This window comes from Streptococcus suis, from assembly GCF_002960425.1.
In the GTDB taxonomy this organism is placed as follows: domain Bacteria; phylum Bacillota; class Bacilli; order Lactobacillales; family Streptococcaceae; genus Streptococcus; species Streptococcus suis_S.
This window is the reverse complement of record NZ_POIZ01000054.1, coordinates 1-18,264: the sequence shown is the minus strand read 5'-3', so window position 1 is coordinate 18,264 and position 18,264 is coordinate 1. Positions and strand designations below refer to the sequence as shown.

The window sequence follows — 18,264 nt, the reverse complement described above, 5'->3', positions numbered from 1 at the left end:
TGTCTCAAATCTTATTCAGTTACAGCTTCAAGTTCTGCTTCTGCTGCAAGTTCTTCAGCTACTGTGTCTTCAATGATTTCAACTTCATTGACTGCTTGTGGTTCAAGATTACGGTAGCGGGCCATACCTGTACCTGCTGGGATAATCTTACCAATAATAACATTCTCTTTGAGACCGAGAAGGTTGTCACGTTTACCACGGATGGCTGCATCTGTAAGGACACGAGTTGTTTCCTGGAAGGATGCGGCAGACAAGAATGAGTTGGTTTCAAGGGAAGCTTTGGTAATACCCATAAGAACTGGACGTGCAGTTGCTGGGATACCACCAGCAATCACCACTTCAGCATTGGCATCTGTAAAGTCGGTGATATCCATGAGGGTACCCATGAGAAGATCTGTGTCACCTGGATCCATGACACGAACTTTACGAAGCATTTGGCGAACCATTACCTCGATGTGCTTGTCTCCGATTTCTACACCCTGGCTACGGTAAACTTTTTGAACTTCAGAAAGAAGGTAAGTTTCAACCGCCAAGACATCACGGACTTCGAGCAAGCGTTTTGGTTGGATTGAACCTTCAGTAAGGGCTGCACCACGCGCAACTTGGTCACCAACTTCAACCTTCATACGAGCTGTAAATGGCACCACATATTCGCCTTCGCCAGTTTTACCTTTAACAAAGACCTTCTTGGTACGAGTAGAAGCATCTTCTTCAATAGCGATAACTTCCCCTTTGACCTCAGTGATAACCGCTTCCCCTTTCGGATTGCGAGCTTCAAAGATCTCTTGGACACGAGGAAGACCCTGCGTGATATCGCTGTTTGAGGCTACACCACCCGTGTGGAAGGTACGCATTGTAAGCTGTGTACCAGGCTCACCGATAGATTGGGCAGCGATGGTACCAACTGCTTCACCCACTTCAACCGCATCACCTGTCGCCAAGTTGATACCATAACAGTGACGGCAGACACCGTGGCGAGTATTACATGTAAATACGCTACGGATAGTCACTTGTTCAACACCAGCATTGACAATTTCACGAGCAATATCTTCGGTAATCAATTGGTTTGGACCAATAATAATGGCACCCGTTTCAGGATGTTTAACAGTTTTCTTAGTGTAACGACCTTGCAAACGCTCTTCAAGTGGCTCAATCATTTCCTTGCCATCTGTGATAGAACGGATGTCAAGACCACGGTCTGTTCCACAGTCGTCTTCACGGATAATAACGTCTTGGGCAACGTCAACCAAACGACGAGTCAAGTAACCTGAGTCGGCTGTCTTCAAGGCCGTATCCGTCATACCCTTACGGGCACCGTGAGTGGAGAAGAACATCTCGAGTACAGAAAGACCTTCACGGAAGTTAGACAAGATCGGCAATTCCATGATACGTCCGTTCGGAGCTGACATCAGACCACGCATACCGGCCAACTGGGAGAAGTTGGAAATGTTACCACGGGCACCAGAGTCCATCATCATAACGATTGGGTTCTTCGGATCTTGTTTTTCAACTAGGCGTTTTTCCAATTTTTCCTTAGCTGAACGCCATTCATCCGTAACTGCTGTGTAACGCTCATCATCCGTAATCATACCACGACGGAATTGTTTCTTGATTTGTTCCACACGTTCGTGAGATTCTTCAATGATTTCAGCCTTGTTGTCAATGACTGGAATATCGGCAACACCCACTGTCAAACCAGCGAGTGTTGAGTGATAGTAACCTAAGTCTTTCAAACGGTCAAGCAGGGCTGATGTTTCAGTTGTACGGAAACGCTTGAAGATTTCAGCGATGATGTTACCAAGATTTTTCTTCTTGAATGGTGGGTTGATTGGCAATTCTGCGATGGCAGCCTTGATATCTGAACCTGGTTCCAAGAAGTATTTATCAGGAGTTCCTTCTGTCAAGTTGGCATTGTTTGGCTCTTGCAAGTACGGAAGACCTTCAGGCATAATCGCGTTGAAGAAGATTTTACCTACAGTTGTCATCATGACCTTGTGTTTTTGATTGTCTTTCCAAGGTTTGTCTAGGCTATCTGTTGCGATACCAACACGGGTATGCAAGTGAACATAGCCGTTGCGGTAAGCCATAACAGCTTCATCCGCATCCTTGAAGACCATACCTTCACCTTCACGACCAGCATCTTCCATGGTCAAGTAGTAGTTCCCCAAAACCATATCCTGAGATGGTGTTACGACTGGTTTACCATCTTTAGGGTTAAGGATGTGTTCTGCCGCAAGCATAAGGATACGTGCTTCTGCTTGTGCTTCTTCTGACAATGGAACGTGAATCGCCATCTGGTCACCGTCAAAGTCGGCGTTGTAGGCTTCACAGACAAGCGGGTGCAAGCGAAGGGCTTTACCGTCGATCAGAACTGGCTCAAAAGCCTGAATACCCAAACGGTGAAGGGTCGGTGCGCGGTTCAAAAGAACTGGGTGTTCTTTGATCACTTCTTCCAAGATATCCCAAATACGGTCATCTCCACGTTCAATCAAACGTTTAGCTGCTTTTACGTTACCAGCAATATCACGGGCAACGATTTCGCGCATGACAAACGGTTTGAAGAGCTCGATTGCCATTTCGCGTGGCACACCACATTGGTACATTTTAAGAGTTGGACCAACAGCGATAACGGAACGTCCTGAGAAGTCAACACGCTTACCAAGCAAGTTCTGACGGAAACGTCCTTGCTTACCTTTCAGCATGTGGCTGAGTGATTTAAGTGGACGGCTACCTGGTCCTGTAATTGGACGACCACGGCGACCGTTGTCAATCAAAGCATCCACAGCTTCTTGGAGCATCCGTTTTTCGTTTTGTACGATAATTCCTGGAGCATTGAGTTCCAAAAGACGAGCCAAACGGTTGTTACGGTTGATAACACGGCGGTAGAGTTCGTTCAAGTCAGATGCAGCAAAACGACCACCATCCAACTGAACCATCGGACGCAAATCTGGTGGAATAACTGGAAGGATGTTGAGGATCATCCACTCAGGCTTGTTACCAGATTTGTAGAAGGCATCCAGTACATCCAAACGACGAACTGCTTTAATGCGTTTTTGTCCAGTAGCAGTTTTTAACTCTTCTTTCAAGGCTGCGATTTCTTTTGGAAGATCAACCTGTTTCAAGAGGTCTTGGATGGCTTCTGCACCCATTTTGGCAACGAATGAACCATAACCATATTCACGCAAACGCTCACGATATTCGCGCTCAGTCATGATTGACTTGTGCTCAAGCGGTGTATCTTTTGGATCGATGACCACGTAAGCTGCGAAGTAGATAACTTCTTCCAAGGCACGTGGGCTCATATCCAAGGTCAAGCCCATACGACTTGGAATTCCTTTGAAATACCAAATGTGTGAAATTGGTGCTTTCAACTCAATGTGTCCCATACGCTCACGACGTACTTTTGCACGAGTCACTTCCACACCACAGCGGTCACAAGTAATCCCTTTATAACGGATACGCTTGTATTTACCACATGAACACTCCCAGTCTTTTGTTGGACCGAAGATGACTTCATCAAAAAGTCCATCACGTTCTGGCTTGAGTGTACGATAGTTGATTGTTTCAGGTTTTTTAACCTCACCGTAAGACCATGAACGAACCTTACTTGGTGAAGCTAACGTGATTTGCATACTTTTAAATCGATTTACGTCAACCACTAATAATCCCTTTCTTTTCTTGTGAGAGGCTGGATTCCCATACCTCAAATTCTTGAACAATAATCAGCAGAATGGATAGCTGGTAAGCTATTCCTCTATAAATCAGACGGTGGAAGACCGTTGGTCCTTATCTCTTTCAGTTCTGAGATTTGGACCAACTTGTTCCATCCATCCTCATTATTCTTTGTCTTCTGCTTCTTCTGCTGCAAAGGCTGCGGCTGCGTCAGCTGCGGCTTTTGCACGTGCTTTTTCAAGATCATCTACGTGGATGATGTCATCATCTTCACCTTCATCAAGGTCACGCAATTCTACTTCATTGTTATCTTCATCAAGGACACGCATATCCAAACCAAGTGATTGCAATTCTTTGACAAGAACGCGGAATGATTCTGGAACACCTGGTTTTGGAATTGGTTTACCTTTGGTGATGGCTTCATAGGCTTTCAGACGGCCTGTCACATCATCTGACTTGTAAGTCAAGATTTCTTGAAGGACGTTTGAAGCACCGTAGGCTTCAAGGGCCCAAACCTCCATCTCACCGAAACGCTGACCACCAAACTGAGCCTTACCTCCGAGTGGCTGTTGGGTAACGAGTGAGTATGGTCCGACTGAGCGGGCGTGAAGTTTATCATCAACCATGTGGTGAAGCTTGATCATGTACATGACACCGACAGATACACGGTTGTCAAATGGCTCACCGGTACGGCCATCGTAAAGAATGGTCTTGGCATCTGAGTCCATACCTGCTTCTTTAACAGTTGACCAGAGGTCTTCTGAACTTGCACCATCGAAAACTGGTGTTGCAATGTGGATACCCAAATTGCGTGCAGCCATACCCAAGTGAAGTTCCATAACCTGACCGATGTTCATACGTGATGGCACCCCAAGTGGGTTCAACATGATGTCAACTGGTGTTCCGTCTGGAAGATATGGCATATCCTCAACCGGTACAATACGTGAAACGACACCCTTGTTACCGTGACGACCGGCCATCTTATCTCCGACCTTGATCTTACGTTTTTGAGCGATGTAGACACGAACCAACATGTTAACACCTGATTGCAATTCATCACCGTTGGCACGAGTAAAGATTTTCACATCACGAACGACACCATCGGCACCGTGAGGTACACGAAGAGAAGTATCACGTACTTCACGTGATTTATCACCGAAGATAGCGTGCAAGAGGCGCTCTTCAGCAGAAAGATCTTTTTCACCTTTTGGTGTGACTTTACCAACAAGGATGTCGCCTTCTTTAACTTCAGCACCGATACGGATAATCCCCATTTCATCCAAGTTGCGAAGAGCATCTTCACCAACGTTTGGAATTTCACGAGTAATTTCTTCAGGGCCTAACTTGGTATCGCGTGTTTCTGATTCATATTCTTCCAAGTGAACAGATGTATAGACATCGTCTTTCACAAGGCGTTCAGACATGATAACCGCGTCCTCGAAGTTGTAACCTTCCCAGGTCATGTAGGCAACGATAGGGTTTTGACCAAGAGCCATTTCCCCATTTTCCATAGAAGGCCCATCTGCGATGAAGTCGCCTTTTTCTACGATGTCGCCCAATTTTACAAGGGTACGTTGGTTGTAGGCAGTACCTGAGTTTGAACGACGGAATTTCTGAATGCTATAGACATCCAAGGAACCGTCTTCACGACGAACCTCAACTTTGTCTGCATCCGCGTAAACAACCTTACCATCGTGTTGGGCAATAACCGCAGCACCTGAGTCATGGGCAGCCTGGTATTCCATACCAGTACCAACGTAAGGTGCTTTTGGATCAATCAACGGAACAGCCTGACGTTGCATGTTGGCACCCATGAGGGCACGGTTGGAGTCATCGTTTTCCAAGAAAGGAATACATGCTGTCGCAACGGCAACTACCTGTTTAGGAGAAACATCCATGAAATCTGCTGAATCTGCTGGGAACTCTTGGTTATTACCTTGGTGACGTCCCATTACAATCTTATCAACGAAACGGTTGTTTTCATCAAGTGGTGATGTTGATTGTGCTACGATGTAGGCATCTTCTTCATCCGCTGTCAACCAAACGATTTCGTTGGTAACTGTACCAGTTGCACGGTCAATCTTGCGGTATGGTGTTTGGATGAAACCATACTTGTTGAGGTGTCCGTAAGAAGACAAGTTGTTGATCAAACCGATGTTTGGTCCCTCAGGTGTTTCAATCGGACACATACGACCATAGTGGGTGTAGTGAACGTCTCGAACCTCATAACCAGCACGGTCACGAGTCAAACCACCAGGTCCCAAGGCTGACAAACGGCGTTTGTGAGACAACTCAGAAAGCGGGTTGTGTTGGTCCATGAACTGTGACAACTGAGATGAACCAAAGAATTCTTTGATCGCGGCTGTAACAGGACGGATATTGATGATTTGTTGTGGCGTCAATACTTCATTGTCTTGAACAGACATACGCTCACGCAAGTTACGTTCCATACGAGTCAAACCGATACGTACTTGGTTGGCAAGCAATTCACCAACGGCACGGATACGACGGTTACCCAAGTGGTCAATATCGTCAACGCGACCAAGACCTTCCGCAAGGTTAAGGAAGTAACTCATCTCTGCCAAGATATCCGCTGGAGTGACAATACGCACATTTTCAGCTGGATTAGCATTACCAATCACAGTGACTACACGTTCTGGATCCTTAGGTGCCACAATCTTGAATTTCTGCAAAAGAACTGGCTCAAGAAGAACAGCATTGTCATTTGGAATGTACTCTACAATGTTCAACTCGTCAAATTGTGCTTCTACTTTTTCAAGCACATCACGAGTCAAGACAGTACCTGCTTCCAAGACGATTTCACCTGTTTCACCGTTGATTACGTGTTCAGCAAGCGTTTGGTTGAGCAAACGAGTACGAAGGTTGAGTTTTTTATTGATTTTGTAACGACCAACTGGTGCCAAGTCATAACGACGTGGGTCAAAGAAACGAGCTGTCAAAAGGCTACGAGAGCTTTCAGCCGTCTTTGGTTCACCTGGACGAAGACGTTCATAGATTTCCTTGAGGGCTTCATCTGTACGAGAGTCGGCTGGGTTCTTATGAATATCTTTTTCGATAGTATTGCGAACCAATTCGCTATCACCAAAGATGTCAAAGATTTCATCATCACCTGAGAAACCAAGTGCACGTACAAGCGTTGTAAATGGAATTTTACGAGTACGGTCGATACGAGTATAGGCAATATCTTTTGAGTCCGTTTCCAATTCCAACCAAGCACCACGGTTAGGGATTACCGTTGAACCATAACCAACCTTACCGTTCTTATCAACTTTATCGTTGAAATAAACACCTGGTGAACGAACCAACTGAGAAACGATGATACGTTCAGCACCGTTGATGATGAAGGTACCCATTTCAGTCATGATTGGGAACTCACCGAAGAAAACTTCCTGAGTTTTAATCTCGCCAGTTTCCTTATTCACAAGACGGAAGGTTACATAGATTGGAGCTGAGTAGTTAGCATCATGTGCACGCGCCTCTTCCAAAGTGTATTTTGGTTGCTTCAACTCATAACCCACAAATTCCAATTCCATGGTTTCTGTAAAGTTGGATACTGGAAGTACATCTTCAAAGACTTCTTTCAAACCATAGTCAAGAAAATCTTTAAATGAATCCGTTTGGATTTCAATCAAATTTGGTAAATCAAGAACTTCCTTGATTCTTGAAAAACTACGACGGGTACGGTGCTTACCGTACTGAACTTCATGTCCTGCCAAAAGTTTTCTCCTTTGTAATAAGATACGAGGACGTAAAATTCGAGAGAAAAATAAGCGGTAAGTCCAAAATCTTCGATTTTGCTGACGCACCCTCGTCAGAACGACTAGGACTTTCTAGACTGAAGGTCGAAGAAAGGCCAGACGTTTACGACGTTATAAGCAGCTAGCAAAACAAATATTCTAACAAAGCTTTTTTCCGACGAATTTAGCCCGAGTTCAATTATAATAGCCATAAAATGACCGACACTTGTCCTTTTTCTGAATATTTAGAATTTTTAAGAATAAGTAACAATTCTCAATGTAATCCCTCATAGACACAAAAAGAGCAGCTAAATCTTCCTTTAAAAAGTTTGATTTAACTGCTGCAAGTCTTGTTTGGACAAGATTTCAAACAAGACACACGACAAATTATTTATAAAATTCTATCATATTTTATTGGAAAAAGCAAGCTTTTCAGCAACATTTTGTTATCACTTTTAGCGGTTATTGTTGGAGGTTGAGGTCGATGAACTTGGAGTTGTTCTGCCGTTTGTACTATTAGATGTTGTTTGTGAGCCAAAAATACTATTCCAGGCTTGAGCTCGGTCACTGTCTGTCCCTCCAACCATAAAGTTATAGCTCGTAACAGGAGCGCCATTTTTAGCCCAATAACTAGTAGTCGTCGCACCACCAATCATGACCTGACGTCCGTTTACTTGCGTTGCTCCTGCACGTTGACCTGTAGAGGCAACAACATTCGAAGCAATCACGCTACCATCCAACTCAAAGCGACCTGCAAACATATCTGCATTCACATTATAGAGCGCATTAACCATATGAGCGACATATTGCGAATTGTTGTGATAGCCTGTCCAAACATACATTTCTGAGTTATCATCATTTCCAGCCCAAGTCCCCAGAGTTACTTTTGGAGTTGATAACATGAGCCAGACGTCATTTACCTCGTTACTTGTTCCCGTTTTACCGACAAAGTCCGAAGCTGCTGCCTGAGGATTTAAGCCACTCAACCGATTCTTGAAGGTCGTTGTATAGCCCGAATTCACTACTTGGCGCAAGAGTTGGTTCATGATGCTTGCGGTGGCCTTGGAATAGACTTGAACAGGAGCTGCCTCATGCTGGTAAACAACCGTTCCATCCGCAGCCGTAATATTCTCAACAATATAGTGTTTGTGATAGACACCACCATTAGCTAAGGTCTGATAGGCATTGGTATTGGTCAAAACCGAAATTTCAACGCCACCACCGAGTGGCACACTTTCAATATCATACATAGGAATATGATAGTTCATCTTCTCCATGTAGGCTTTGGCATCAACTCCTGCATTTTGAATCATCTTATAAGTCCAGAATGCCGAAATGTTTACAGATCTATCAATTGCCGTCTGCAAGTTCATCATGCCCGAACCTCGACTGGTTCCATACATGATTGGTTGGCCACTTGAGAAATTGGTTGGATAATCTGACAAAATACTTGCTGAACCGATTAAACCTTGGTCAATAGCGATCCCATAAGCCAATAAAGGTTTAATGGTCGAAGCAGGCGAACGCAGGGTATCAAAGGCATGGTTGTTTTGGTTAGTCGCATAATCCCGACCACCAACAAAACCTAGAATAGCTCCTGTGGAATTGTCAATCAGCACACTACCTGTTTCAACATAGGCATTCCCATTGTCCAGTACTGAACCATAATTGGCCACAACTGACTGCATGGTATCATAAATGCCCTTATCAACTGTACTCTTGATCGTATAGCCACCCTGACTTAATTCTTGTTTAGCCAGCGCCTCATAAGAAGTCCTTGTTTCATCATTTTTCAAATCGTTTTCAGAAACCTGGTCACGTTTCACCAAATAATCAAACATGACTTGCTCAGCCTCTTCCATGACCTCGTAATAGAGATAATCCTTAGTATCAGCCATCACCGGTGCTGGAGCAATGAAGTCCTGCTTAATATCGTAAGCCTTGTAGGTTTCGTATTCTTCCTTGGTTAAGAAAGAGGCACGATACATATTGAAGAGGACATCTTGATAGCGTTCGATACCATAAACCATGTCCTCATCCGCCTTACGAGTACCGTCAGAGGCATACGGGGAATAGACAATCGGACTTTGCGGTAGACCAGCAATAAAAGCAGCCTGAGGAACTGTCAATTCACTGGCAGGTTTACCAAAGATACCCTGAGCAGCAGCTTCTGCCCCTGCAATATTTCTACCTTGATTGTTTCGACCAAATGGAGAAACGTTCAAGTAGATGGTCAAAATCTCTTCCTTGGTCATATTGCGTTCCAAGGCCAGAGCTGAAATAATCTCATTGGCCTTTCGAGTGAAGGTCGGTGCATCCCCGACCAACTGTTGCTTAATGAGCTGCTGAGTCAAGGTCGAACCACCACTGGATGACCCAAGACCAACCGAGCCCAATGCCGCACGCAAAACAGCCTTTGGCACAACACCGTTATGACTTTCAAAGGTTTCATCTTCTGTTGCAATGACAGCTTGTTTAAGGTATTCCGATACATCACCCGCACCAACTGGAACGCGGAGCAAGTCTGAATTAACCTCGGCTACCAGGCTACCATCAGAATAGACCACTTTGGAAATACGGCTTACTTCCGAAACCTGCGTCAGCAATTCTTCCGTCTGAGGCACCTCAACCTTGTCAAACAAACTCGCAACAAAACCAACCCCTATCCCTGCGCCAAAAAGAACGAACAGAAATAGCAATACTGCCACAGAATTAAACAACAATTTCAGGGTGCGTAGGAAAACACCGAAAGTATCTCCCAGCCCTAGAGCATTTGATTTATCTTTATGTTTTTGCTTATCTGATTTAGTCGTCATAGTAACTCCTTATCTTCCCATTATACCAAATTTTGTTTATTTTCCACAATTTCGTGGTATAATAGGGAGGAATTTTTATGATAATAAGTTGTCTTGGAGAGAAAAATGAATTTCATTTTCTTTCTTGACACACCCTATCTTATTAAGGAGAAACACATGAACATTTTTGAAGAACTAAAAGCACGTGGCTTGGTCTTTCAAACGACTGATGAAGAAGCCCTAGTAAAAGCATTAACGGAAGGGCAAGTATCCTATTATTCTGGCTACGACCCAACTGCCGACAGCCTGCATTTGGGGCATTTGGTACCAATCCTCGTCTGCCGTCACTTGCAATTAGCAGGGCACAAGCCTTACGCTCTAGTTGGTGGAGCTACTGGTCTGATTGGCGACCCTTCCTTCAAGGATGCGGAGCGCAGCTTGCAGACCAAAGACACCGTGGACGGTTGGGTTGATAAAATCCAAGGACAGCTTTCTCGCTTCTTGGATTTTGAAAATGGTGACAACAAGGCTGAAATGGTCAACAACTACGACTGGTTCTCAGACATCAGCTTTATCGACTTCCTCCGCGATGTCGGCAAATACTACACGGTCAACTACATGATGAGCAAGGACTCTGTGAAAAAACGGATTGAGACAGGGATTTCCTACACCGAGTTTGCCTACCAAATCATGCAGGGCTATGACTTCTACGAACTCAATGACAAGCACAATGTAACCCTGCAAATCGGCGGCTCTGACCAGTGGGGCAACATGACAGCAGGCACTGAATTGCTTCGCCGCAAGGCTGACAAGTCTGGTCACGTCATGACTGTCCCACTTATCACTGACTCTACTGGTAAGAAGTTTGGTAAATCAGAAGGCAACGCTGTTTGGTTGGATGCCAACAAGACTTCTCCCTATGAAATGTACCAATTCTGGCTCAATGTCATGGACGACGATGCCGTTCGTTTCTTGAAAATCTTTACTTTCTTGTCATTGGATGAGATTGCTGAGATTGAAGAAAAATTTGACGCTGCCCGTCATGAACGCCTAGCTCAGAAGATTTTGGCTAAGGAAGTCGTGACATTGGTCCACGGTGAAGAAGCCTATAACCAAGCCCTTAACATCACCGAGCAATTATTCGCTGGCAATATCAAAAACCTGTCCGCAAAAGAGCTCAAGCAGGGCCTCAGCAACGTTCCAAACTACGCTGTACAGGCTGAAGACAACCTAAACATCGTTGAACTCTTGGTTACCTCTGGTATTGTCAACTCAAAACGCCAAGCTCGTGAAGACGTAGCAAATGGTGCCATCTATGTCAACGGTGAGCGTGTGCAGGACTTGAACTACACTCTTTCTGACAGCGACAAGATCGACGGCGAGTTAACCGTTATCCGCCGTGGGAAGAAAAAGTATTCGGTGCTGACTTATTAACATCTCCCAAGGAAATCCTATGTGATTTCCTTTTCTGCTAACCTAGGAGAAAAGACATGACCTGCATTTTTTGCCACCAACTCAAAGAAGAAGATATTCTCTACCAGACAGAGCATTTCATGATCGTCTGGGATATTGACCCTATTCAAACAGGACATCTTCTGATTATCAGCAAGGGACACTATGACACGCTCAGCCAAATCCCTTCAACTATTCGCTATGAACTGTCGGACTTAGAAGTCTTTTTGACTGAGAAACTCTATCAAACATTGGCGATTGACGGCGTGACCATAGCTTGCAACGACCGCTTGTTTGATGCTGGCACCCACTTCCATGTCCACCTGATTCCACGCCTTCAAGAAGACGGATTCTGGGACCAGATGTCACTTGCACAAGTGCAACTAGACCTGAACGCCTTTCTCAAAGCATTATAAAAAGCAGCCCGACGGCTGCTTTTTCGCTTATATCAACTCTTCCACTTCATAGATCGTATCTTCCAGCACCTCTTGGTACTCTTCCAAATCATAGGCCACAGAGGTTTCCACCTCCGCCAACTGCCGATCCAGCAGGATGTTCACCTCTTCCACCCCGTCCAAGTCCAAGAGGTGATTGGTCACGTGCTTGACACAGTTTTGGCACGATAAGTTTTTCAATTTCAAAGTTTGCTTCATGTTCTTTCTCCTTTTGTATGATGCCCACAAGTACATTGCCCCGCCAAGCACCGACAAGCGATTTGCTCGGGTGCGGTCTTTTGTAGCTGCGAGATTTTGCTGGCTAGATTTTCAAGGCTTTTTTTGGAAAATGTCCCTGTGTCTAGCAGTTTTTCAACCAGTTGCCCCTGTTTTGTAGAACATATGGTAGCTAGTAGGAGCTCCACCTGCCCCTGCAAATGTTCCTCTTCACTGATCAGCGGATAGTAGTGGTACTTACTAGTTTCCTTAGCCATTCTCAGATAGTTTTTCTTCCGCAGCCGCCCCAAGAGTGTCTTAATGGTCGTCGCCTGCCAGTCAAAACCTTCCTGCAAGGCCTGAATAATTTCCTGAGAAGTCGCACCAGGCTGGGCCCACAAGACCCGCATGACCTGCCACTCCGCAGCAGAAATCGTCTGCTCCACACATTCACCTCCCAACAATCATTTTCTAATTTTAGTTTACATTTGTAGTCAAAAATTGTCAAGAAAAACGATCGAGCAAGATACTCGGTCGTTTTTCATATTAGTGAGCCAGCATTTCCTGAGCAATTTCATAACCAGTCAAACCAACTGGATAGTAAGTCGGCCAGTTTTCCAATTCTTCCAAAAGTTTTTCTTGGCTCTCTCCACCAAAGTAGATATGGAAGTGACCTGTTTTGACAGGTGCGATATTGTGGTCGCTGAATTGCACATACTTGTAGTCGCCAGCATCGGCATCTGTTGCTTCAAACAAGAAACGAACGCCACGGTTACCTTTCTTATAGGTCAAAATCTCATACCCAACATACTTGTAAGTGTACTTATAAGACTTATCTCCCACTACAAATTCCATTGTATTATCTGTAATGTTAATTTGATCAACATCTGTTTTGTAGCCTGTATCGTAATAAGCCTTGTACTCTTCAGCTGTCATACCACCCTTGAGCTTGGCCTTATAGTCCCAAACCTGATCAAACGTTCCATCAAGCAAATATGGGTAAACTGACTGCCACTCACCAACATAATCTGATAGAGTGCGATCTTTAACAGCACTGTCTTCAAAGTAGCCATTGTAGACTGTTTTGGTTGTTACTTCTCCCTCTTCTGGCAAGATTTCAACACCCGCCTGAGAAGTCGTTTTCTCAAGTGCCGTCAAATTATCTTCCATCACAGAGATATAATCTTCCCCGTTTTTCATCGCTTCATCTGTCAAGCTTTCAAGCGGATTTAAGACATCCAGTTGAACTCCCGTTTCCTTGGCAAGTGTTTCAGCTACCGATTTTGACGCATTTTCTTCAAAATAGATATACTTGACACCATACTGTTTGATATAGTTTGTCAATTCTGCCAAACGAGTTGGAGTTGGGTCTTCATCGGCAGAAACTCCTGTGATCGAAACTTGTTTCAAACCGTAGTCCAAAGCCAAGTAAGCAAAGGCGGTGTGCTGGGTTACGAAGTATTTTTGTTTTGCTGCAGATAGAGTTTCAAAATACTTGGCATCCAAGTCAGTCAACTTTTCAATATAGGCTATCGCATTTTCTTCAAAAACAGCTTTTTTGTCAGGATACTGAGCAATCAACCCATCCCGAATGGTTTCAACCAAGGTAATGGCACGTTCTGGAGATAGCCAGACATGCGGATCATAAGCATGGCTATGCCCTTCCTCACTATGATCGTGTCCCTCGTGTTCCTCTTCTCCACCTGGCAAGAGCAACATCCCCTCCGTCGCACTAATAACCGCAACCTTTTCCGTATCAATCGAATCTTCGATATCGTGGACCCAGGTCTCCATGTTTTCATTTTCATAGACAAAGGCATCTGCTTCTTGAATACGAGCAATATCTTTGGCAGACGGCTCATAACCATGGACTTCTGTTCCTGCTTTAACCAACAAATCAACATTGGCTTCGTCACCTGCTACTTGTTTGGTAAACTCATAAACAGGATAAAAAGTAGTAACGATATCCAATTTCCCATCTTCCTGAGGAGCTGTGCTATTGCCACAAGCTGCTAAGAGCAGGGTTGAAGCAGATAATAAAAATAAACCAAATTTTTTCATAAATACTCCTATTTCTTTAATTTCTGAAACATATTCACCAGTAAGAAAATACTAATGAAAATTAAGGTAATACTGGCACTAGCTGGCGTTTCAGCATAGTAGGATGTCAGTAAGCCTGTCACCATACCCAAAAAGCCTACAGCCATACCAATAAAGATAACCGCCTTAAAACTCTTTCCTAGCCGAAGCGCAATAGAGGCCGGCAATACCATAATGGTTGACACCAGAAGAGCACCAGCAGCAGGAATCATGAGAGCAATGGCAACACCGGTCACCACATTAAAGTCAATCGACATAGCACGTACTGGCAGGCCATCTACAAAAGCCGTATCTTCATCAAAGGTCAAGATATACATGGGCCTTAAAAATAGCAAGGTCAAGACAATAACAATCAAGGCGATGGTAAACAAGGCAAGCACCTGTTCCTGACTAATTGTCACTATGGAACCAAAGAGATACTGTTCCAGACTAAGCCCCGACTTCCCACCCGACTTATTCATGACAATCAAGGAAATAGCCAAACCAGTCGACATAAGGATAGCCGTCCCGATTTCCATAAAGTTCTTGTAAATGGTCCGCAGGTATTCCAGAAATACAGCCGCCACAATGACAATCAGTACCGTTGAAAGTGTCGGTGAAATCCCCAAAACCAGACCAAAAGCCACACCGGCCAAGGAAACGTGACTGAGGGTATCTGACATCAAACTTTGCCTACGCAAGATAAGAAAGACACCTAGAATTGGCGAGAACAGGCTCATAGCAATAATAGCCAGAAAGGCACGTTGCATGAAATCATATTGGAAAATAGACAGATCAAACATGGTCTACCTCCGTTTCTAATTCCGCATCATGAACATTGAAGCAACGCCAAGGAGATTGCTGATCTCGCACCAGATGAATATTGCGATCCGCATACTGACTTAACTCATCAGGATCATGGGTAATCATCAAAACAGCCTTCCCATGCTTTTTAGCCGAATGATGCATCAGTTGATAAAAAGCATCCTTGGTTCCAGCATCCATCCCCGTTGTCGGTTCATCCAAGATAAAAATATCTGGATCCGAAGCGAACATCCGAGCAATGACCGCACGCTGTTTCTGCCCACCACTCAAAGAACCAAGTTTTTTATCCCTGTGTTCCCACATACCAACTGCTTCCAAACTAATTCGAATATGCTCCTCGTCATGTGCAGTCAGTCTACGAAACCAACCTTGTCGCGGATAGCGACCAGACTTGACAAATTCATAAACAGTACTAGGAAAACCAGCATTAAAACTCGCAATCTGCTGGGGCAAATAAGCCATGCGCAACTTCTTCCCTTTTATACTTTTCTCTGCAAAGGTCACTTTTCCAAATCTAGGCTTCAAAATACCCAAAGTAGCCTTTATCAAGGTTGTCTTAGCAGCCCCGTTTTCTCCTGTTAAGGTCACAAATTCTCCACTATCCAAGTGATAATGAATATGTTCCAAAACAGGTTCTTTATCATAATAGAAGGACAAATCCTCCACAGTAACATATCTCATCTATCTTCTAATCTTCTCCACTAAATCATTCATAAACCGACCAATCACTTCTTGCTCACTCTCACTATAATGCGACAACAAGTCCTCATAAGCCTCTAAAGTATGAACATGATGGTGGGCATGCTCAGCCGCTATTGGCTTAGCTTCTTCCGTCAAACTAAAGCGTACAACACGGGCATCCTTTTTATCCCTTACAGCAACCAGAAGCCCCTGCGACACCAGGGCTTTCGTTGCCTTGGTAATGGCAGCCTGGCTGACATTCAATTCCTTAGCAATCTCAGTGTTCGTATAAGCAGCCTTTTCAATCAACATCAAGATATGCTCTTGGGTATTGGTTAACTTGACTGAACTCTGACAAGTACCAACTAAAATTTCCAACTGATTTTCAGAACTTAAAACAATTTCATGTAAACATTTTTCAATCTGTAAAGCAAGATGATCCATACTATTCCCTTAACTCTTTAATTAACCCGTTAAGTATATCATATAAAAAAAGAAAATACAAGGAAAATATGAAAAGTATTTACAAAAGGCTCTATAAGACTGTAGTGGGTAAAAACACCGTGGAGATTATGGAGCCTTTTCGAGTGTAGAAAAAAAGTCCCATATGACCTATAATGAAAAGCGACGAAACTCATATGGAATCAAAACCACCAGTCGAACTGGTGGTTTGTTCTGCGGCTATAAGCCGCTTGTTCCGGCCAGGGCCAAAGGCCCACTGAAATAGCTTCCTCGCGCCCCACTTTCCCAAGCAGGTGCTAAAGCACCATCAGTTTTTTCCTGTTGGTTTCCCCTGTAAATGGGTCAACCGTTTCAAACAAAGTGAGCTGGTCTGCTACCCCCCTGTCTTCTTGTAATTGGTTCTGTATGTATTCGGCTATCACTTTTTGATTGCGTCCTACCGTATCCACATGGTAGCCTCTGCACCAAAACTTTCTATTACCATACCTATATTTCAGATTGACATGTTTGTCGAAAATCATTAAACTACTCTTGCCTTTTAAATAGCCCATAAAACTGGAAACACTCATTTTGGGTAGAATACTAACTAACATGTGGATATGATCAGGGCAAGCATTAGCTTCATGGATAGTGACAACTTTTCGCTCACACAAATCTCGGATAATCTTTCCGAAAGAGAAATGCCTTTGGTTTCAGGAAGATAAAAACTTTAAAAAACGCATTTTGATTGCTTTGAACAGTGAAAAGGGCTGGGGATAGCCCTTTTCAGCTTATCTCCTGAAAATAGGAAAGAGATAAAGAAAGAGAGAACGAAGTTCGTCCTCTCTAGGTGTTAGCTTTTCATCTACCCACTACAGTTGACAAAGAGCCGGAACTAAAAAGACAAGGCTTAGAAACCTTGTCTTTCAAACTATACCGGCGGCCGGGGTCGAACCGGCACGTCCTTGCGGACACTGGATTTTGAGTCCAGCGCGTCTGCCAATTCCGCCACGCCGGCATATAGTTTAACTGGGGTAGCTGGATTCGAACCAACGCATGAGGGAGTCAAAGTCCCTTGCCTTACCGCTTGGCGATACCCCAATATTAAAATAGGCGAGTGAGGGGAATCGAACCCCCGAATGTCAGAGCCACAATCTGATGTGTTAACCACTTCACCACACCCGCCATATAAACACGGGCAGTAGGAATTGAACCCACACTGAAGGTTTTGGAGACCTTAGTTCTACCTTTAAACTATGCCCGTAAAGGTATGGAGAGAGAGGGATTCGAACCCCCGAACCCGAAGGAGCGGATTTACAGTCCGCCGCGTTTAGCCTCTTCGCTATCTCTCCGAAATATTAAGTTAATGGCGCGAGACGGAATCGAACCGCCGACACATGGAGCTTCAATCCATTGCTCTACCAACTGAGCTACCGAGCCATAAGATTATTGCGGGAGCAGGATTTGAACCTACGACCTTCGGGTTATGAGCCCGACGAGCTACCTAGCTGCTCCATCCCGCGATATTAAAAAGGAGGATGTGGGATTCGAACCCACGCACGCTTTTACACGCCTGACGGTTTTCAAGACCGTTCCCTTCAGCCGGACTTGGGTAATCCTCCAAAAATATAGTCCGTACGGGATTCGAACCCGTGTTACCGCCGTGAAAAGGCGGTGTCTTAACCCCTTGACCAACGGACCATATAACTAAAGATTTCTCTTTACTCCGCCAACAGGGCTCGAACCTGTGACATCATGATTAACAGTCATGCGCTCTACCAACTGAGCTATGGCGGAATTGCGCTAAGCGACTACCGTATCTCACAGGGGGCAACCCCCAACTACTTCAGGCGTTCTAGGGCTTAACTGCTGTGTTCGGCATGGGTACAGGTGTATCTCCTAGGCTATCGT

The 18,264-nt window shown here is 44.5% G+C and carries 11 protein-coding genes, 10 tRNA genes, 1 rRNA gene and 1 pseudogene; 2 read left to right on the top strand and 21 right to left on the bottom strand.

From position 1 onward, the window contains the following. Positions 1-11 precede the first annotated feature (11 nt). The 3 genes from rpoC to pbp1b all read right to left on the bottom strand — a co-directional run bounded on the left by rpoC (position 12) and on the right by pbp1b (position 10,246). Positions 12-3,659, bottom strand: a complete 3,648-nt coding sequence (gene rpoC / locus C1G57_RS08205) for a DNA-directed RNA polymerase subunit beta' (protein ID WP_105114498.1) — start codon at positions 3,657-3,659, stop codon at positions 12-14. 177 nt (positions 3,660-3,836) lie between these two features. Next, complete coding sequence (gene rpoB, locus C1G57_RS08200) at positions 3,837-7,409, bottom strand: DNA-directed RNA polymerase subunit beta (RefSeq protein WP_105114517.1); 3,573 nt, start codon at positions 7,407-7,409, stop codon at positions 3,837-3,839. Between the two features lie 476 nt (positions 7,410-7,885). Next, entirely contained in the window at positions 7,886-10,246 is a 2,361-nt protein-coding gene (gene pbp1b, locus C1G57_RS08190; protein ID WP_105114496.1) for a penicillin-binding protein PBP1B, read from the bottom strand. A 156-nt stretch (positions 10,247-10,402) separates the two neighbouring features. Between pbp1b and tyrS the strand changes: the two genes are divergently transcribed. Continuing rightward, positions 10,403-11,659, top strand: coding sequence for a tyrosine--tRNA ligase (gene tyrS / locus C1G57_RS08185; protein ID WP_105114495.1), 1,257 nt, complete (start codon positions 10,403-10,405; stop codon positions 11,657-11,659). Positions 11,660-11,715: 56 nt separating this feature from the next. Further along, positions 11,716-12,093, top strand: a complete 378-nt coding sequence (locus C1G57_RS08180; protein WP_105114494.1) for an HIT family protein — start codon at positions 11,716-11,718, stop codon at positions 12,091-12,093. Between the two features lie 27 nt (positions 12,094-12,120). Here the strand turns inward: C1G57_RS08180 and C1G57_RS08175 are convergent, their stop codons facing one another. The 18 genes and pseudogenes from C1G57_RS08175 to rrf all read right to left on the bottom strand — a co-directional run. Next, positions 12,121-12,330, bottom strand: a complete 210-nt coding sequence (locus tag C1G57_RS08175) for a heavy-metal-associated domain-containing protein (RefSeq protein ID WP_105114493.1) — start codon at positions 12,328-12,330, stop codon at positions 12,121-12,123. After that, positions 12,327-12,773 (bottom strand): CopY/TcrY family copper transport repressor, encoded by a 447-nt coding sequence (locus C1G57_RS08170; RefSeq protein WP_161941133.1) that lies wholly within the window; start codon positions 12,771-12,773, stop codon positions 12,327-12,329. The genes C1G57_RS08175 and C1G57_RS08170 overlap by 4 nt, the downstream gene beginning before the upstream one ends. Positions 12,774-12,873: 100 nt before the next feature. Then, on the bottom strand, positions 12,874-14,388 hold the full coding sequence (locus C1G57_RS08165) for a zinc ABC transporter substrate-binding protein AdcA (protein ID WP_105114491.1): 1,515 nt from the start codon (positions 14,386-14,388) through the stop codon (positions 12,874-12,876). Between the two features lie 8 nt (positions 14,389-14,396). Then, complete coding sequence (locus C1G57_RS08160) at positions 14,397-15,209, bottom strand: metal ABC transporter permease (RefSeq protein WP_105114490.1); 813 nt, start codon at positions 15,207-15,209, stop codon at positions 14,397-14,399. Continuing rightward, on the bottom strand, positions 15,202-15,912 hold the full coding sequence (locus tag C1G57_RS08155) for a metal ABC transporter ATP-binding protein (RefSeq protein ID WP_105114489.1): 711 nt from the start codon (positions 15,910-15,912) through the stop codon (positions 15,202-15,204). The genes C1G57_RS08160 and C1G57_RS08155 overlap by 8 nt, the downstream gene beginning before the upstream one ends. Further along, complete coding sequence (locus C1G57_RS08150) at positions 15,913-16,356, bottom strand: zinc-dependent MarR family transcriptional regulator (protein ID WP_105114488.1); 444 nt, start codon at positions 16,354-16,356, stop codon at positions 15,913-15,915. 314 nt (positions 16,357-16,670) lie between these two features. Continuing rightward, positions 16,671-17,051, bottom strand: a pseudogene (tnpA, locus tag C1G57_RS08145) (IS200/IS605 family transposase); the annotation flags it as partial. A 236-nt stretch (positions 17,052-17,287) separates the two neighbouring features. Further along, positions 17,288-17,371 (bottom strand) — tRNA-Leu (locus C1G57_RS08135). Between the two features lie 11 nt (positions 17,372-17,382). Further along, positions 17,383-17,454 (bottom strand) — tRNA-Gln (locus C1G57_RS08130). Positions 17,455-17,465: 11 nt separating this feature from the next. Then, a tRNA-His gene (locus C1G57_RS08125) sits at positions 17,466-17,538 on the bottom strand. Positions 17,539-17,546: 8 nt separating this feature from the next. Then, positions 17,547-17,617: transfer RNA gene (locus C1G57_RS08120), tRNA-Trp, on the bottom strand. A 7-nt stretch (positions 17,618-17,624) separates the two neighbouring features. Next, positions 17,625-17,705: transfer RNA gene (locus C1G57_RS08115), tRNA-Tyr, on the bottom strand. A gap of 15 nt (positions 17,706-17,720) precedes the next feature. Then, positions 17,721-17,793: transfer RNA gene (locus C1G57_RS08110), tRNA-Phe, on the bottom strand. A gap of 9 nt (positions 17,794-17,802) precedes the next feature. Continuing rightward, a tRNA-Met gene (locus C1G57_RS08105) sits at positions 17,803-17,876 on the bottom strand. Between the two features lie 9 nt (positions 17,877-17,885). Continuing rightward, positions 17,886-17,975: transfer RNA gene (locus C1G57_RS08100), tRNA-Ser, on the bottom strand. Between the two features lie 7 nt (positions 17,976-17,982). Next, positions 17,983-18,054: transfer RNA gene (locus C1G57_RS08095), tRNA-Glu, on the bottom strand. Between the two features lie 23 nt (positions 18,055-18,077). After that, positions 18,078-18,150: transfer RNA gene (locus tag C1G57_RS08090), tRNA-Asn, on the bottom strand. A gap of 5 nt (positions 18,151-18,155) precedes the next feature. Next, positions 18,156-18,264, bottom strand: a 5S ribosomal RNA gene (gene rrf, locus C1G57_RS08085); the annotation flags it as partial.

Bases quoted from the DNA above. Each gene is read 5' to 3' on its own strand.
- pbp1b (WP_105114496.1), bottom strand. From the start codon at position 10,246: ATGACGACTAAATCAGATAAGCAAAAACATAAAGATAAATCAAATGCT.
- tyrS (WP_105114495.1), top strand. From the start codon at position 10,403: ATGAACATTTTTGAAGAACTAAAAGCACGTGGCTTGGTCTTTCAAACG.
- C1G57_RS08180 (WP_105114494.1), top strand. From the start codon at position 11,716: ATGACCTGCATTTTTTGCCACCAACTCAAAGAAGAAGATATTCTCTAC.
- C1G57_RS08175 (WP_105114493.1), bottom strand. From the start codon at position 12,330: ATGAAGCAAACTTTGAAATTGAAAAACTTATCGTGCCAAAACTGTGTC.
- C1G57_RS08165 (WP_105114491.1), bottom strand. From the start codon at position 14,388: ATGAAAAAATTTGGTTTATTTTTATTATCTGCTTCAACCCTGCTCTTA.
- C1G57_RS08160 (WP_105114490.1), bottom strand. From the start codon at position 15,209: ATGTTTGATCTGTCTATTTTCCAATATGATTTCATGCAACGTGCCTTT.
- C1G57_RS08155 (WP_105114489.1), bottom strand. From the start codon at position 15,912: ATGAGATATGTTACTGTGGAGGATTTGTCCTTCTATTATGATAAAGAA.
- C1G57_RS08150 (WP_105114488.1), bottom strand. From the start codon at position 16,356: ATGGATCATCTTGCTTTACAGATTGAAAAATGTTTACATGAAATTGTT.